This window comes from Qipengyuania thermophila, assembly GCF_004153605.1.
Lineage (GTDB): Bacteria > Pseudomonadota > Alphaproteobacteria > Sphingomonadales > Sphingomonadaceae > Qipengyuania_B > Qipengyuania_B thermophila.
This window is the reverse complement of sequence record NZ_SDSI01000002.1, coordinates 800068-815407: the sequence shown is the minus strand read 5'-3', so window position 1 is coordinate 815407 and position 15340 is coordinate 800068. Positions and strand designations below refer to the sequence as shown.

At 67.6% G+C, this 15340-nt stretch carries 12 protein-coding genes; 4 read left to right on the top strand and 8 right to left on the bottom strand.

Annotated elements, in window-relative coordinates:
• Window positions 1-18: 18 nt before the first annotated feature.
• Window positions 19-285, top strand: coding sequence for a GCN5-related N-acetyltransferase (locus ETO60_RS08185; protein WP_234026394.1), 267 nt, complete (start codon window positions 19-21; stop codon window positions 283-285).
• Window positions 286-288: 3 nt separating this feature from the next.
• On the opposite strand, the gene ETO60_RS08180 is transcribed toward ETO60_RS08185, so the two are convergent.
• The 4 genes from ETO60_RS08180 to ETO60_RS08165 form a co-directional block, all read right to left on the bottom strand.
• Window positions 289-2541 carry a M3 family metallopeptidase gene (locus ETO60_RS08180; RefSeq protein ID WP_234026393.1) on the bottom strand — a complete coding sequence of 751 codons (2253 nt, stop codon included), beginning with the start codon at window positions 2539-2541 and terminating at the stop codon, window positions 289-291.
• A 115-nt stretch (window positions 2542-2656) separates the two neighbouring features.
• The gene (locus ETO60_RS08175) at window positions 2657-3328 is read right to left on the bottom strand and encodes an HdeD family acid-resistance protein (RefSeq protein ID WP_130004426.1); all 672 of its coding nucleotides are present in this window, start codon (window positions 3326-3328) and stop codon (window positions 2657-2659) included.
• Window positions 3329-3398: 70 nt separating this feature from the next.
• The gene (locus tag ETO60_RS08170) at window positions 3399-4034 is read right to left on the bottom strand and encodes an Hsp20/alpha crystallin family protein (protein ID WP_165362142.1); all 636 of its coding nucleotides are present in this window, start codon (window positions 4032-4034) and stop codon (window positions 3399-3401) included.
• 170 nt (window positions 4035-4204) lie between these two features.
• Window positions 4205-4798: a hypothetical protein gene (locus tag ETO60_RS08165; protein ID WP_130004424.1), complete on the bottom strand. Its 594-nt coding sequence runs from the start codon at window positions 4796-4798 to the stop codon at window positions 4205-4207.
• A gap of 195 nt (window positions 4799-4993) precedes the next feature.
• On the opposite strand from ETO60_RS08165, the gene uvrA reads away from it, so the two are divergent.
• The 3 genes from uvrA (at window position 4994) to ETO60_RS08150 (ending at window position 11316) form a co-directional block, all read left to right on the top strand.
• On the top strand, window positions 4994-7972 hold the full coding sequence (gene uvrA / locus ETO60_RS08160; RefSeq protein WP_130004423.1) for an excinuclease ABC subunit UvrA: 2979 nt from the start codon (window positions 4994-4996) through the stop codon (window positions 7970-7972).
• Window positions 7969-10362: a hypothetical protein gene (locus ETO60_RS08155; RefSeq protein ID WP_130004422.1), complete on the top strand. Its 2394-nt coding sequence runs from the start codon at window positions 7969-7971 to the stop codon at window positions 10360-10362. Before uvrA ends, ETO60_RS08155 begins: the two co-directional genes overlap by 4 nt.
• 72 nt (window positions 10363-10434) lie before the next feature.
• Window positions 10435-11316, top strand: coding sequence for a hypothetical protein (locus tag ETO60_RS08150; RefSeq protein ID WP_130004421.1), 882 nt, complete (start codon window positions 10435-10437; stop codon window positions 11314-11316).
• Here the strand turns inward: ETO60_RS08150 and ETO60_RS08145 are convergent.
• The 4 genes from ETO60_RS08145 to ETO60_RS08130 form a co-directional block, all read right to left on the bottom strand.
• Window positions 11313-11816, bottom strand: a complete 504-nt coding sequence (locus ETO60_RS08145) for a septal ring lytic transglycosylase RlpA family protein (protein ID WP_130004420.1) — start codon at window positions 11814-11816, stop codon at window positions 11313-11315. The genes ETO60_RS08150 and ETO60_RS08145 overlap by 4 nt on opposite strands.
• A 141-nt stretch (window positions 11817-11957) precedes the next feature.
• Window positions 11958-13175, bottom strand: a complete 1218-nt coding sequence (locus ETO60_RS08140) for an argininosuccinate synthase (protein ID WP_130004419.1) — start codon at window positions 13173-13175, stop codon at window positions 11958-11960.
• A 66-nt stretch (window positions 13176-13241) separates the two neighbouring features.
• A complete protein-coding gene (locus ETO60_RS08135; protein WP_130004418.1) occupies window positions 13242-14489 on the bottom strand; it encodes a class I SAM-dependent methyltransferase in 1248 nt (415 codons plus the stop codon).
• 39 nt (window positions 14490-14528) lie between these two features.
• Window positions 14529-15311 (bottom strand): SDR family oxidoreductase, encoded by a 783-nt coding sequence (locus tag ETO60_RS08130; RefSeq protein ID WP_130004417.1) that lies wholly within the window; start codon window positions 15309-15311, stop codon window positions 14529-14531.
• Window positions 15312-15340: the final 29 nt, after the last annotated feature.

The following is a 15340-nucleotide window of genomic DNA, read 5'->3' as shown; positions in this document are numbered from 1 at the left end:
GCATTGACGCGCACGGTCATGCCCGCGCTCGCCGCCGGGCGCGGCTGGCCGGTGCGCTTCGACCATTGTTTCCAGCGCATCCTGCTCGACAATGCGGCAGGCGGGCCGTGGCGCGAGCAGGTGGCGCCGCCCGCCTGGCGCAATGCCAGCGACGCGCTGCTCGCCCGGGCCGTCGCGCTGGGCGAAGGGGCGGTGGCCGGCTCGGTCGATCTCGCCGCGCTCAACCAGGCCTCGCTGCGCTGGCGAGGCCGGCTCCGCCCCGTGCACCCGGCGCGGGGCGGCTGAGGCTCAGCGGGGAGCCTGCTCTCCGGTCAGCCCGCGCGCTTCCAGCAACGGCCGCACGTTCGGCTCGCGGCCGGTGAAGTTCCGGTACATCTCGAGGTAGTCCATCGTGCCGCCGCGGCTCAGCACGGTGTCGCGCCACCGCTGTCCGTTGGCCCGCGTCAGCCCGCCGTTCTGCCGCAGCCACTCGCGGCTGTCGTGGTCGAGCATCTGCGTCCAGAGGTAGGAGTAGTAGCCGGCGCTGTAGCCTTCCGGGCTGGAGAAGATGTGGTTGAAGTAGTTGGACCGGTAGCGCGGCGGCACCAGCTCCGTCTCCAGCCCCAGCTCGGCCAGCGCCTGCCGCTCGAAAGCGTCGACCTGCTCGGGCGTGGTGATCGCCGCCGCCTGCTCCGGCGACAGCGCGTGCCAGCGCATGTCGAGCAGCGCCGCGGCCACCACTTCGCCGAAGTCGTAGCCCTGGTTGAAGCGGCCGGCTTCCTCGATCCGCCGGATGAGATCGGCCGGGATCGGCTGGCCGGTCTGGTAGTGGCGGGCGTAGTTGGCGAGGATGGCCGGGTCGGTCGCCGGCATCTCGAACAGCTGGCTGGGGTATTCCACGAAGTCGCGCGCCGTCGCCGTGCCCGAGATGCTGGCGTAGCGCTGATCGGCGAAGAAGCCGTGGAGCGCGTGGCCGAACTCGTGGAACATGGTCACGACGTTGTCGAACGAGACGAGCTGCGGCTCTCCCTCGGGCGCCTTGGGGATGTTGAGGACGTTGTAGATGACCGGTTTCGTGCCGAGCAGATGGCTCTGGTCGACAAAGTTGCTCATCCACGCCCCGCCGCGCTTCGAGGGACGCTGATACGGGTCGAAGTAGAAGATGCCCAGCTCGCTGCCGTCCTGGTCGAAGACCGTGTAGGTCGACACGTCCGGATGATAGACGGGCAGGTCCGTGCGCTTGGCGAAGGTCAGCCCGAACATCTGGTTGGCGGCGTGAAAGACGCCGTTCTCCAGCACCGAGTTGATCTCGAAATAGGGGCGCACGGCGTTGTCGTCGATGCTGTACCGCTCGCGCCGGACCATCTCGGCATAGCGGTACCAGTCCCACGGCTGCACCGTGAAGTTGCCGCCGGTCTGGCGGATCTTCTCGTTGAGCACGCCGGCCTCGCGCCGCTGGGTCGCGGCGATTGCGGGCACCATCTGGTTCATGAACGCCAGCGCCGCCTGCGGCTCGCGCACCATGCGGTCGAACATGACGTAGCTGGCCCAGTCGCGCTCGCCGAACAGCGCCGCCTTCTGTGCCCGGAGCTGCGCGATGCGGGCAATCAGCGCGCGGGTGTCGTTCGGCCCGCCCTGATCGGCGCGGTTGACGCTCGCCCGGTGGACGCGTTCGCGCAGGGCGCGGTTCTCCAGATTGGGCAGGATGGGCTGCTGCGTCGTGTTCTGCAGCGCGAGCACATAGCGGCCTGCAAGACCGCGCTCCTGCGCCGCCGTCGCCGCGGCGGCGATCTCCGCCTCGGTGAGACCGGCAAGCTGCGCCCGATCCTCCACCACCACGGCCCGCTCCACCGTGGCCGCGCGCACGCGCTGCGAGAAGTCGGTGGTCAGCGTCGACAGCTCGGCGTTGATGGCGCGCACCTGCTCCTTCTGGGCGTCGGTCAGCTGCGCCCCGGCCTGGACCATGTTCTCGTAGGTGCGCTCGAGCAGACGCAGGCTTTCGCGGTCGAGGTTCAGCGCGGCACGATTGTCATAGACCGCCTTCACCCGCGCGAACAGCTTGGGATCGAGCTGAATCGCGTCGCTGTGGGCGGCGAGCCGCGGGCCGATCTCGGTGTTCACCGCGTCCAGCGTGTCGTTGGTGTGGGCGCCGGTCAGGGCGAAGAACACGGCGGCGACGCGGTTCAGCATCTGCCCGCTGGTCTCCAGCGCGACGATGGTGTTGTCGAAGGTCGGCGCGGCCGGATTGTCGCGGATGCGGGCAATCTCGACATTGTGGGCGCGCATGGCCGTGTCGAACGCGGGGAGGAACTCCTCGTCGCGGATCTGACGGAAGTCGGGCGCGCGCATGGGCAGGGTGCTGGGCCGGGCGAAGTAGCCGGTGGCGCCGACCACCTCCTCGGCCGGACGGGTGTCCGCGGCGGCGGCCGCGGAAGGGTCGGCGGGCCGGGCGATGGCGGTGGCGGTGGCGGTGGTGTCGGTCATGGTGGTGCATCCGGTCAGGGTCAGTCCGGCAAAGGCCAGAGCCGAGGTGCGCGAAAGCAGAAGGCGGGTGAGGGGCATGGGGTCTCCGATGACACGGGGGGCGACACGCCCCGCAGGCGGCGAACACTGTGTGACGCCTAGATGACAAACGCGGTGTGAATGCAAGCTGGCATTTGTGCCGGGCGAGGGCGCCTCAGCCCACGGGGTGCTGTCCGGCCGCAAGATGGCGGCGCAGGCGGACGCCGAGCAGCAGCATCAGCACGCCGCTGACAATCGCCCAGAAGCCGATCACCCACGCCACCGACAGCAGGGTCGCGGCCGGATTGCTCCACAGCAGCCACGTCAGCACGCCGGCAAGGCCGACCTGCAGCGCGCCGGCGGCGATCAGCAGCCACTCGTTGTCGATGCAGCGGCGCAGGCGCCAGGCGCCGGCGATCTGCAGGACACCCTGCACGGCCGCCCATCCGATCACCATGGCAAGGAACATCAGCGCATAGGCCACCGTCCCGAGCAGCGGGAACAGGAGAAAGGCGACGCCGATGAGGATCCCCAGCACGCCCGAAAGGGCCAGCGGCCACCAGCGCGGCTGGTCCGCGCGGGCCCGGCGGATGCCGCTGAGGAGGGTGAAGACCCCGTCCATGAAGCTGAAGGCCGCGAACATCACGGCAAAGGCGAACAGGGCCGGGCCGGGGAACAGCACGGCGAGCACGCCGACGAGCAGCATCAGCACGCCGCGCAGCACGAACCAGCCCCAGTTGCGGGCCGGAAGATCGTCGGGAAGCGGCATCAGGGGCGCGCCGCTGGCGGCACGCGGGATGTGCGCCGCGCTGGCGGGCGTATGGGAGTTGGGAGGAACTGCCTGCATCGCGCGAGGATCCCGCAAGGGCGGGAGAGCGGCGCTACCGCTCTCCCGCGATCAGGGCCGCTAGGCCGGCTCAGCCGCGCGACTCGCCGGCCTGCTCCATGCCGGGCGTGTGATGCTCGCCACCCTCGCCGCCCGGACCGCCCACGCGAGACGAATCCTGGTCGATCAGGGCGTTCTCCGCATCCGATCCGGCGGAGCCGGCGATGCTGCCGCCATCCTTCCCGGACTGCTGTCGGCTGCTGCCCAGCTTGATCTTGCGCCCGGTCTGACGCTCGGCCAGCGGCAGGGTGATGGTCAGCACGCCGTGCTCGAAGTCGGCTTCGATCTTGTCTTCGTCGATGGTGTTGGGCAGCGTGATCCGCCGCTCGAACCGGCCGTAGGACCGCTCGCGATAGCCGGTCTCGCTGTTTTCGCGCTGCGCCTTCTTTTCGCCGGTGAGGATCAGGACGCCGTCCTCGACATGGATGTCGATGTCCTCTTCCTTCACGCCGGGCAGCTCGGCGGTGATCTCCACCCGGCCGTTCTCCTGGTGCACGTCCATCAGCGGCTGGGCCATGGCGGATGCGCCGCCGCTCTGCCCGCCGTCGAGAAGGTTGTCGAACAGCTGGTTCATCTGCCGGTGCAGGTCGAAGATGGAGCCGCCGCCGGACCCAGTGAGGCCGCGCGAGGAGCCGGTGCCAAAGGGCGCTAGATAACGGAATGCCATGAACAGTCTCCCTTGTCTGAACGGGCGACCGCGGGCGGGGATATGCGACCGCGCCGAACGCTCGCCCTCCTTGCCCGTCCAATGCGTGACTGCGTGTCCGGTTCCTGCCGAAGAACTGTCTAAAAACAAGGACATGCGGACGAAAAAGCCCCTCGCAGGGGGCGACCCGCCTAGTTCAGGAGATCGGAGATGTCGTTGTCGCGCCACGGTTCCGGGAGGCTTGCCTGCGGGCAGAAGCGGGCGCTGTTGCTCCAGCCGGAATCCGACGTGCTGGTGAAGCGGTCGTTCGCGGGGATGTCGTAGGTTGTCGTCCTGACCTCGTCCTCGCAGCGTTCGCGCACCTCGAACCGGCGCGCGCCCGTGCGCGCGATGCGGAGCGTCTCGCAGGACGAGCGCGACGCGGACACGCCCTCGCGGGTGACGAGCATCAGCGTGGCGTTCGACGCCTGACCGCACGGCGTGTCGCTGGCGACATAGTAGCCGCGCCGCAGGGGCAGGCTGTCGACCGTCTCTCCCGCCGCGGCAGTTGTCGGGGCGGGCGTTTCGGCTTGCGCGGGCGGAGCCGGTTCTGCCACCGCCGCCGCGTCGGCCGGGGCGGCGGCGCTCACGCCGGACCCGGACGCGTTCGCCGCCCCCGCGAGGTCGACGGGTTCGGACAGCGCGCCGCGGCCGGTTTCGCTTTCGGCCGGCGCGGGTGACCCGCAGCCAGCGGCGAGCGACGCGCCGCTTGCAAGCACGGCGACAGTGAACAGGTGCGTTTTCATGGTGTTCCCCCGGTTGACGGGCGCCGAGCGCAAGACGAGTGCCGCCACCCCGTCAGGGTCATAGCACATCCGGTGCCTGCCCGCACGCCAGGGCCGCCGAGTTGCGGCAGTGACAAGGACGCCTACATCGGCAGGGCGGATGCCGGACGGGCCGCACCTTGACTCTCGCGAACATCACAGGAACACGCTCGCCTCATGGCCTTAACCACGATCTCGGTCCGCGGTGCGCGCGAGCACAATCTGAAGGGCATCGACATCGATCTGCCGCGCGACCGGCTGATCGTGATCACCGGCCTGTCCGGTTCGGGCAAGTCGAGCCTCGCCTTCGACACCATCTACGCCGAGGGGCAGCGGCGCTATGTGGAGTCGCTCAGCGCCTATGCGCGGCAGTTCCTCGAGATGATGCAGAAGCCGGATGTCGAACACATCGACGGCCTCTCGCCCGCCATCTCGATCGAGCAGAAGACGACCAGCCGCAATCCGCGCTCGACCGTCGCGACCGTCACCGAGATCTACGACTACATGCGGTTGCTGTGGGCGCGGGTCGGCACGCCCTATTCCCCGGCGACGGGCCTGCCGATCGAGGCGCAGACCGTCAGCACCATGGTCGACCGGGTGATGGCGCTGCCCGAAGGAACGCGCATCTACCTGCTCGCCCCCGTGGTGCGGGGCCGCAAGGGCGAATACCGGCGCGAGCTGGCCGAGTGGCAGAAAGCCGGCTTCACCCGCGTGCGTATCGACGGCGAGATGGTCGCCATCGAGGATGCGCCCGCGCTCGACAAGAAGTTCAAGCACGACATCGAGGTGGTGGTCGACCGTCTGGCGGTGAAGGCGGGAATCGAAACGCGGCTGGCGGACAGTTTCGAAACCGCGCTGAAGCTGGCCGAGGGCCTCGCCTATGTCGATCTGGCGGACACCACCGTTGCCGAGGCGCTGGCCGGGAGGCGGGACGTGCGGCCGGCGGGCATCGGACCGGACGCCGAGGCGGTGGAGGCGGCGGCGGAAAAGGGCGGGGCGATGAAGGGCGCCGGCCTGCCGCCCAACCGGATCGTCTTTTCCGAACGCTTTGCCTGTCCGGTGTCCGGCTTCACCATCGAGGAGGTGGAACCGCGCCTGTTCTCCTTCAACGCGCCGCAGGGGGCATGCCCCACCTGCGACGGCATCGGCGAGAAGATGCTGTTCGATCCGCAGCTGGTGGTGCCGAACGAACACCTGTCGCTGAAGAAGGGCGCGGTCGTGCCGTGGGCGAAATCCAACCCGCCCTCGCCCTACTACATGCAGGTGCTCGCCTCGCTGGCCAGGGAGTTCGGCTTTTCGCTCGACACGCCGTGGGACGGGCTGACGGCGGAGCAGCGGGAAATCGTGCTGCACGGCACCGGGGGGAAGGCAGTGCCGCTGACCTTCAAGGACGGGCGCAGGGAATACACCGTCAGGAAAGCGTTCGAGGGCGTCATCGGCAACCTCAACCGCCGCCTGCTCCAGACGGAAAGCGCCTGGATGCGCGAGGAGCTGGAGAAGTACCAGTCGGCGCAGCCATGCGAGAGTTGCGGCGGCAAGCGGCTGAACGACCGGGCGCTGGCGGTGAAGGTCGCGGGCGCCGACATCGCCACCCCCGTCCGGATGAGCGTCGCGGCGGCAAAGGCGTGGTTCCTCGCCCTCGAGGAGCAACTGGGCGACACGCAGCGGCAGATCGCCCGCCCCATCCTCAAGGAGATCAACGAGCGGCTGGGCTTCCTCGATAATGTGGGGCTCGATTACCTCAACCTCGACCGGACCAGCGGCACGCTGTCGGGCGGGGAGAGCCAGCGCATCCGCCTCGCCAGCCAGATCGGCAGCGGGCTGTCGGGCGTGCTCTATGTCCTCGACGAACCGTCGATCGGCCTGCACCAGAAGGACAATGACCGGCTGCTCGACACGCTGAAACGGCTGCGCGACCTGGGCAACACGGTGATCGTCGTCGAGCATGACGAGGACGCCATCCGCGCCGCCGACCACATCGTCGATCTCGGCCCGGGCGCCGGCGTGCGCGGGGGCGAGGTGGTGGCGCAGGGGACGCTGAGGCAGATCCTGAAGTCGAAGACGTCGCTCACCGCGCAATACCTCACCGGCGCGATGCGGATCGAGGTGCCCGCCACCCGCCGCAAGGGCAATGGCCGGAAGCTGACGGTGCACGGGGCGCGGGCCAACAACCTGCGCAATGTCACCGCCTCCATCCCGCTCGGCACCTTCACCTGCGTCACGGGCGTGTCAGGGTCGGGCAAGTCGTCCTTCACCATCGACACGCTCTACGCCGTCGCCGCCCGCCAGCTGAACGGGGCGCGGATCATCGCCGGGGCGCACGACAAGGTCACTGGCCTCGAACACTGTGACAAGGTGATCGAGATCGACCAGTCGCCCATCGGCCGCACCCCGCGGTCGAACCCCGCCACCTACACCGGCGCCTTCACCTGCATCCGCGACTGGTTCGCCGGCCTCCCCGAAAGCCTCGCGCGCGGGTACAAGCCGGGCCGCTTCTCCTTCAACGTCAAGGGCGGCCGGTGCGAGGCGTGCCAGGGCGACGGCCTCATCAAGATCGAAATGCACTTCCTCCCCGACGTCTATGTCACCTGCGAGGAATGCGGCGGCAAGCGCTACAACCGCGAAACGCTGGAGGTGCGGTTCAAGGGGATGAGCATCGCCGACGTGCTCGACATGACGGTGGAGGACGCGGTGGAGTTCTTCAAGGCCGTGCCCCCGATCCGCGACCGCATGGCGATGCTGAACGAGGTCGGCCTCGGCTATGTCAAGGTGGGGCAGCAGGCGACCACCCTGTCCGGCGGCGAGGCGCAGCGGGTGAAGCTCGCCAAGGAGCTCGCCCGCCGGTCGACCGGGCAGACGCTGTATATCCTCGACGAGCCGACCACCGGCCTGCACTTCGAGGATGTGCGCAAGCTGCTGGAAGTGCTGCACCGCCTGGTGGATCAGGGCAACAGCGTGGTCGTGATCGAGCACAATCTCGACGTCATCAAGACGGCCGACTGGATCGTCGATCTGGGCCCGGACGGCGGGGTGAGGGGCGGGGAGATTGTGGCGGAAGGGACGCCGGAGTTCGTCGCCGAGGCACCGCGCTCCCATACGGGCCACTACCTGCGCCCGCTGCTGGAGAGAGCGAGGGAAGTGGAGGCGGCGGAATGAGCTTGCGCGAAGACCTGCATCGCGCCCGCACCGAAGAAGACGTCAAGGATGCCTACATCAAGGCGTTGGGTCTCAAAGGCGTGTTCAAGGGTCTGGTCGATATCCAGACACCGGAAATCTGGTTCGAAGCCAAGGAAGCGCCCACACCGCCGCTGCTGATGTTCGCGCAACTGCTGGTTTACGTCCGTGCAGCACGCAAGCGGGGCGAAGCGATCCCCGGCTTCCTTTGTGTGGTTGACCGCGAAAAGGCGGCGTTGATGGCGACCGAACACGCCATGCCGCTGCTCGATGATAAGTCAATCGTCTGGCCCAAATCCGGCTCAGCCGCAGACAAGGCGCTTGCCGCGCAAATTGCGCCAACCATCGAAACGCATTTCATTCTCTACCGGATCGAGGATTACGAGGCAGAATTTATCAAGGCCACCAAGGATGCGGTGCGTGAAGGTCGGATCATCCGCACCCCAATCACTCCCGACAACCTCCGGCAGGTGTTCGACAAGTGGGTGGCGATGGTCGGCGCGGAACTCGGCGTGAAGCGCGAGGCCGATTACGCCGTGCTGTTCTTTGCCGACATCATGCACGATGGCCGCAACGAGACGATGCGCAACCTGCCAGCGCGCCTGCTGTTCAGCGGCGACAAGCCGGTGTTCATCATGGGGGCCGAGCAATACGAATTGGCCAGCGAGCGCGGCTATCGCAATTTTTGGAACATCTATCACCGTCCGCCCGAGCAGAACCATCGCCGCTATCTGCTTGAACGGCGTGACAGCCTGCTGCCCATGGACGAGCAGAAGTTCAAGGGCGCTTTCTACACCCCGCTGCATATCGTCGACAAAGCCTACGACCAGCTTGTCGCCACGCTTGGCGAGGACTGGCAGCAGAAATATATCGTCTGGGACATGTGTGCGGGCGTCGGCAATCTGGAGGCCAAGCATTCCAACCTGCGCAATGTTTTCATGTCCACGCTGGATCAGGAGGACGTGACGATCATGCGCAGCAACCCGGCCTTCGCCGGGGCGGAGATTTTTCAATACGACTACCTCAACGACGATGTGACCGATTTTGGCGAGATTGACTATGATCTGTCAGGCAAGGTGCCGATGGCGCTGCGTCAGGCGATTGCCGATGCACGCGAGGGCAAGAAGGGCGCGAAGCCGATCCTGGTGCTGATCAATCCGCCTTATGGTGAAAGCGGAAACTACGAAACGATCAGGGGAGAGGGCGACAATAAAAAGGGGGTGTCCAAGACCAAAATCAGCCACAGCATGGGGCATCTCGGTTACGCAGCGCGCGAGCTGTTTGTGCAGTTTGTGCATCGAATCTTGCTGGAATTGCCAACAACGAAATTAGCTATGTTCAGCACGCTGAAATATGTGAACGCGCCGAACTTTGCTCAGTTTCGACAGCTATGGACAGCGCGATACCTTGATGGGTTCGTGGTGCACAGCAAAGCATTCGATGGACTGAATGGCAATTTCCCGATTGGGTTTCTGATTTGGGATACTGGCTTAAATCAGCCCGCAGTATCCGTTAGCACAATTGCGCTCGATAAAGCGGGCAATGTCGTTGGAGAAAAGATCTTTTACCGTGCTTCGGAACGAGACTTGCTTTCAGACTGGATTATCCGTCCTCGCTCCAATAAGCAGGATGCGTTGCCACTGAAAAACGCGTTGTCGCCTCCAGGACCAACCAAAGATCTTCGAGGCGACAAGTGGGCCGACGGCGCAATTGGGAGCATGTTATCGAACAGCAATATGCCCCAGAAAACAGCAATAATGACCGCACTTTTCTCTTCCGGATACTGCAATGCGGGTGCGTTCTTCATAACTCCCGAAAACCTCTGGCAAGCCGCCATCGTCTTCTCCGTTCGCCGCCTGATAAAGCCGACATGGCTCAACGACCGCGACCAGTTTTTGCAGCCCTCGCAGCCGCTCACAGAAGAATTTAAATCCGACTGCCTCGTCTGGATGCTGTTCAACGGCAGCAACCTCACCGCCGGGGCGGATGGGCTGCGCTGGAATGATCGCGACTGGAGCCTCACCAATCATTTCATCCCCTTCACCGAAGCCGAAGTCGGGGCCAAGGCGCGGTTCGAAAGCGATTTCATGGTGCGCTACATGGCGGGCATGGCATTATCGCCCGAGGCTAGGTGCGTGCTCGATGAAGGGCGCAAGCTGTTCCAGCGCTTCCACGCCACCAGCTTCCCAAACAGGATCAGGCAGGAATACAAGCTGAACCGCGCCGATGCGGGATGGTATCAGGTGCGCCGCGCGCTCGAAGCCTATGGTGATACCGAACTCACCGACTTCGACCCGTTCAAGCAGGCCTACGCCGCGCTCACCGAAAAGCTGCGCCCGATGGTCTACGAACTGGGCTTCTTGCCTCGCTGACCTGCCTCCTATCCTACACACCCCCACCCATGCCATGCTCCCCGGTTCCCCTGCTCCCATGGAGAACCGCGCATGACCCTCCACACCGCCATCCTCTCGCCCGGTGCTGCGGCTGACACTCACGACCCTGTGGGTTCGACTTCCACCGTCTCCGCCCCGTCGCTCACCGCCCTCATCGACGAGCTTCCCGCCGACGACACGCGCGCAGCGCAGCATCAGTTCACCGCCGCGCGGCAGGCGGCGTTCCTGTCGCGGCTGGCGGAGTGCGGGTCGGCGCGGTCGGCCGCCAGGGCCGCCGGGGTCAGCCACCAGACCGCCTATCGCCAGCGGCGTGCCTGCGCGCAGTTCCGGCGGGCGTGGGACGCCGCGCTGCTGGTCGCGCGGACGCAGGCCGAGGAGGTGCTCGCCTGCCGCGCGCTCGACGGGGTGGAGGAGGAGGTGTGGTTCCGGGGCGAGGTCGTCGGCACCCGCCGCCGCTACGACGCGCGCCTGCTGCTCGCCCATCTGGCGCGGCTCGACCGGCTGGTGGAGGATGCCGACACGGCGGCGCTGGCGGAGGATTTCGACACGGTGCTGGCGACGGTGGAGTCCGGCGGCGCGCTGCCGCCGCCGCCCGATCCGGCGCCCGCTTGCGCTGGCTCAGGACGGTGTCACACACGGTCCATGTCGGCACCCGCGCCGGGCGGCTCCGGCGTCATGGCGCCGACGCTGGAGGAGCGCTGGGCGGCGATGGAGGCCGCGCGGCCACCGCGCGCGCCGCTGCCCGAGGAGCTGAGCGAGGATCCCGACCTTGCGCTGGCGCAGTTCGCCGCCTTCGAGGAGGGGCTGGAGGAGTGGTGGCTGATCGCCTCGTGGGAGGAGCTGGACGAGCGGCTCGACGCGCGCGCCGCCGGAGCGAAGACGGACGCGGACGAAGGGGCCGGCGACGAGGGTGGAGGGGACGGGGCGGACTAGCCCAGCAGCTCCAGCCGCACCGGGGCGGAGCCGGCGTTGATCATGGCCAGCCGCTCGGCCGCGGCGCGGCTGACATCGAGGATGCGGCTGTCGTGGAACGGGCCGCGATCGTTGATGGTGACGACGACGGAGCGGCCGTTGCGGGCGTTGGTGACGCGCACGCGGCTGCCGAAGGGCAGGGTGCGGTGCGCCGCGGTCAGGGCGTGCATGTCGAAGCGCGCCCCGCTGGCGGTGCGGCGGCCGTGAAACTCGGCGGCGTAGAAGGAGGCGCGGCCCGAACCGATCAGGCGTCCGTCCTCGCGCTTCTCGCGCGCGGCCGGCGTCGCCTCGGCCCAGCTGCGCGGCGCGGCGGCCGGCGCGGCCGGTGCTTCGGTCGCGGCGTCGGCTTCGGCGGCGACCGGCGGCTGCGTCGGCAGAGCCGTGTCGGCGTTGTCGCTGGCGGCGGCCGGCGTCGACATGGCGAGGGCGAACGCGCCCAGGCGGATCAAACGTCTGGTCATGGAACCTCCCGTTGGACTGCGCAGGCTTCTAGGCGCAGACCGCCGGGGAGTCGTTAAGCGGGCGGGCCGTCTGCCCCATTCGTGCCACAGTTCATCGACGAGTTGAGTGCAAAACTGTGGAACACGCGGCGGGCAGGGGCGTTATGCGCGGTCGCGCCGGGCGAGCAGCCTCAGGCGCAGGGCGTTCAGCTTGATGAACCCTTCGGCGTCCTGCTGGTCGTAGGCGCCGGCGTCGTCCTCGAAGGTGACGTGGCGTTCGGAATAGAGCGACTGCGGCGAGCGGCGCCCGGTGACCTGGACGTGGCCCTTGTAGAGCCTGAGGCGGACGGTGCCCTCGACCTTCGCCTGGCTGTGGTCGATGGCGGCCTGGAGCATCTCGCGCTCGGGCGAGAACCAGAAGCCGTTGTAGACGAGTTCGGCATAGCGCGGCATCAGTTCGTCCTTGAGATGCGCCGCGCCGCGGTCGAGGGTGAGCTGCTCGATCCCGCGATGCGCGGCGGCGTAGATGGTGCCACCGGGGGTTTCGTACATCCCGCGGCTCTTCATGCCGACGAAGCGGTTCTCGACGAGGTCGAGCCGGCCGATCCCGTGGCGGCGGCCCAGTTCGTTGAGCGCCGCGAGCAGGGTGGCGGGCGACATGGCCTCGCCGTTGAGCGCGACCCCGTCGCCGCTCACGAAGTCGACGGTGATCGTCTCGGCCGTGTCGGGCGCATCCTCGGGATCGACGGTCCGGGAGTAGACATAGGACGGCACTTCGTCCCACGGATCCTCCAGCACCTTGCCCTCGGACGAGGTGTGCAGGAGGTTGGCGTCGGTGGAGAACGGGCTTTCCCCGCGCTTGTCCCGAGGCACCTGGATCTGGTGATTCTCGGCCCAGTCGATGAGCGCGGTGCGGCTGGTCAGGTCCCATTCGCGCCACGGGGCGACGATGCGGATGTCGGGCGCGAGCGCGTAGGCGGACAGTTCGAAGCGGACCTGGTCGTTGCCCTTGCCGGTCGCACCATGGGCGATGGCGTCGGCGCCCACCTCGCGGGCGATCTCGACGAGGCGCTTGGAAATCAGCGGCCGGGCGATGGAGGTGCCGAGCAGATAGTCGCCTTCGTAACGGGCGTTGGCGCGCATCATGGGAAAGACGAAATCGCGCACGAATTCTTCGCGCAAGTCCTCGATGAAGATGCTGGCGTCGGGCAGCCCCATGGCGCGGGCCTTTTCCCGGGCCGGCTCCAGCTCCTCGCCCTGGCCGAGGTCCGCGGTGAAGGTCACCACCTCGCAGCCCCGTTCGACCTGCAGCCACTTCAGGATGACGCTGGTGTCGAGACCGCCGGAATAGGCGAGAACGACTTTCTTGATGGGCGGCATGGGCGGCTCCGGTTCAGACGTGGCGGCGGGCAGGTAACAGCCGAAGCCGCCGGGCACAATGATCCGCTAGCTGCCGAGGAGGGCGCGCTCGGCTTCGATCATGTAGTCGCGGGTCAGCGGCAGGGCGTCGCGCCGGCGAACGTACTGGATCTGGTAGTTGCACATGGCCCCACTCTCGAAGGCGGCGGTCGCCCCGGCAAGGTAGAAGGTCCACATGCGGAAGAACCGCTCGTCGAACAGCGCCGTGATCGCCTCGCGGTGCGTCTGGCAGTTCGCATACCATGCCCGCAGCGTGCGCGCGTAGTGGAGACGCCACGTCTCCACATCCGCCGCGATCAGGCGCACGTGTTCGCTGGCGACCACCGTCTCGGACAAGGCAGGGATGTAGCCGCCGGGGAAGATGTACTTGCGGGTGAAAGCATCGGTGGTGCCGGGCGAACCCATCCGGCCGATCGTGTGCAGCAGCATCACCCCGTCCTCCTCGAGCAACGATGCGCACGTGCGGAAGAACGTGGCGAACTGCGGACGGCCGACATGCTCGAACATGCCGACCGACACGATCCGGTCGTATCGGAACTGCCGGGCCGGCAAGTCGCGGTAGTCGATCAGCTCGAAGGTGATCCGGTCCGCGACGCCCGCTTCCTCCGCCCGCTCCCGCGCCAGCGCAAGCTGTTCGGCCGACAGGGTGATGCCGTGCACGCGCACGTCGAAATGGCGGGCGAGATAGATCGCCATGCCGCCCCATCCGCAGCCGATGTCGAGCACCATGTCGCCGGCGCGCAACGCCAGCTTGGCGGCGATGTGGGCCAACTTCGCCTCCTGCGCCTCGGCAAGGGTCATGTCCTCGCGAGGCCAGTAGGCGCAGCTGTACTGCATGTGCTCCGCATCGAGCATCAGCCGGTACAGCGCATTGCCGATGTCGTAGTGATGCGCGACATTGCTGCGCGCACCCATCTGCCGGTTGACCTGCTCCACCGTGAAGGCGGCGCGGTTGGCGAGGCGGCGGAGCGGGTGGGCGCGCGGCTTGCGGCCGCCTTCGTCCCAGCGGGCGTTCATCCGCAGCAGTTGCGCGAGCTCCATGACATCGCCGCGCTCGATCACGAGCCTGCCGTCCATGAAGGCCTCGGCGGCGCCAAGCGCAAGATCCATCAGGATATCGCGCGGAACGCGCGCATCGGTGAAGCGGACAGCCACGTCCGGACAGCCGGGCGCCGCCGTTCCGAAGCGGACGATCGTGCCGTCGGCATGGCGGATCTCGAGCCGGCCCCGGCGAACAGTGCGGCCGATGAGTGCGTCAAAAAGGGTCCTGCTCATGGACGTGCGCATAGAGCCGCGCGCGGCGGCTTTCCATCCTCAGCGCTTGTGCGCGGGACCAGCGTGCGAGCCGCGCGCCAGGTAGATCACGTCGCGCGGCTGCCGCAGCAGGTGCTGCCCGCTGTCGACGAAGATCGTCTCGCCACTCGCCACCAGTCCCTGCGCCAGGAACACGCACGCATCGCCCACTTCCGCGGCTCCCGTGCGGCGGCGCAGGAGGTTGAGCCGATGCGAGGTCTCGGCCTCGGCATCGGTCTGGTCATGGCTGGGCAGGATCGCGCCCGGAGCGACAGCATAGACTCGGTCCTCCCGCCGCGCCGCGCCCATCGCCAGCAACGGCACGGCCGCAGCCAGCGCCGCCTTGCTGAGCGTGTAGGAAAAGAAATCGGGGTTCGGATTGGCGAGCTTCTGATCGGTGATGGCGATGGCGCGCCGGCCAGGCGCCGCGCGGGCGTGGCGGAGATAGAGCTGCAACAGGCGCACGGCGCCCGCCGCGTTGACGTCCATGGCACGCGCGAACACCTGCGGATCGAACGCCTCGACGTCGTCCTCCTCGAACACGGAGGCCGACGCGACGCAGGCTCGCCAATCCTCGCATCCCTCGGCCACCCGGGCCACCATCCGTGCCACCGCCTCGGCGTCCGCAAGGTCGCACTCGACGGTCTCCGCCGAGGGCAGCCTTGCCGCCAGAGCGTCAGCCTGCGATCCAGACGTGCGGTGGTGGATCACCACGTGCCAGCCTGCGGCGGCGAACCGCTCCGCGATGGCCTTCCCGACCCGGCGGGCGGCGCCGGTGACGAGCACCGCAGGGCGGGTCACCATGCCCTCCCGATCACACGCCGCGTTCACGA

Coding starts and splice junctions, on each gene's coding strand:
- ETO60_RS08185 (WP_234026394.1), top strand. CDS start 19: ATGCCCGCGCTCGCCGCCGGGCGCGGCTGGCCGGTGCGCTTCGACCAT.
- ETO60_RS08180 (WP_234026393.1), bottom strand. CDS start 2,541: ATGCCCCTCACCCGCCTTCTGCTTTCGCGCACCTCGGCTCTGGCCTTT.
- ETO60_RS08175 (WP_130004426.1), bottom strand. CDS start 3,328: ATGCAGGCAGTTCCTCCCAACTCCCATACGCCCGCCAGCGCGGCGCAC.
- ETO60_RS08170 (WP_165362142.1), bottom strand. CDS start 4,034: ATGGCATTCCGTTATCTAGCGCCCTTTGGCACCGGCTCCTCGCGCGGC.
- ETO60_RS08165 (WP_130004424.1), bottom strand. CDS start 4,798: ATGAAAACGCACCTGTTCACTGTCGCCGTGCTTGCAAGCGGCGCGTCG.
- uvrA (WP_130004423.1), top strand. CDS start 4,994: ATGGCCTTAACCACGATCTCGGTCCGCGGTGCGCGCGAGCACAATCTG.
- ETO60_RS08155 (WP_130004422.1), top strand. CDS start 7,969: ATGAGCTTGCGCGAAGACCTGCATCGCGCCCGCACCGAAGAAGACGTC.
- ETO60_RS08150 (WP_130004421.1), top strand. CDS start 10,435: ATGACCCTCCACACCGCCATCCTCTCGCCCGGTGCTGCGGCTGACACT.
- ETO60_RS08145 (WP_130004420.1), bottom strand. CDS start 11,816: ATGACCAGACGTTTGATCCGCCTGGGCGCGTTCGCCCTCGCCATGTCG.
- ETO60_RS08140 (WP_130004419.1), bottom strand. CDS start 13,175: ATGCCGCCCATCAAGAAAGTCGTTCTCGCCTATTCCGGCGGTCTCGAC.
- ETO60_RS08135 (WP_130004418.1), bottom strand. CDS start 14,489: ATGAGCAGGACCCTTTTTGACGCACTCATCGGCCGCACTGTTCGCCGG.
- ETO60_RS08130 (WP_130004417.1), bottom strand. CDS start 15,311: ATGGTGACCCGCCCTGCGGTGCTCGTCACCGGCGCCGCCCGCCGGGTC.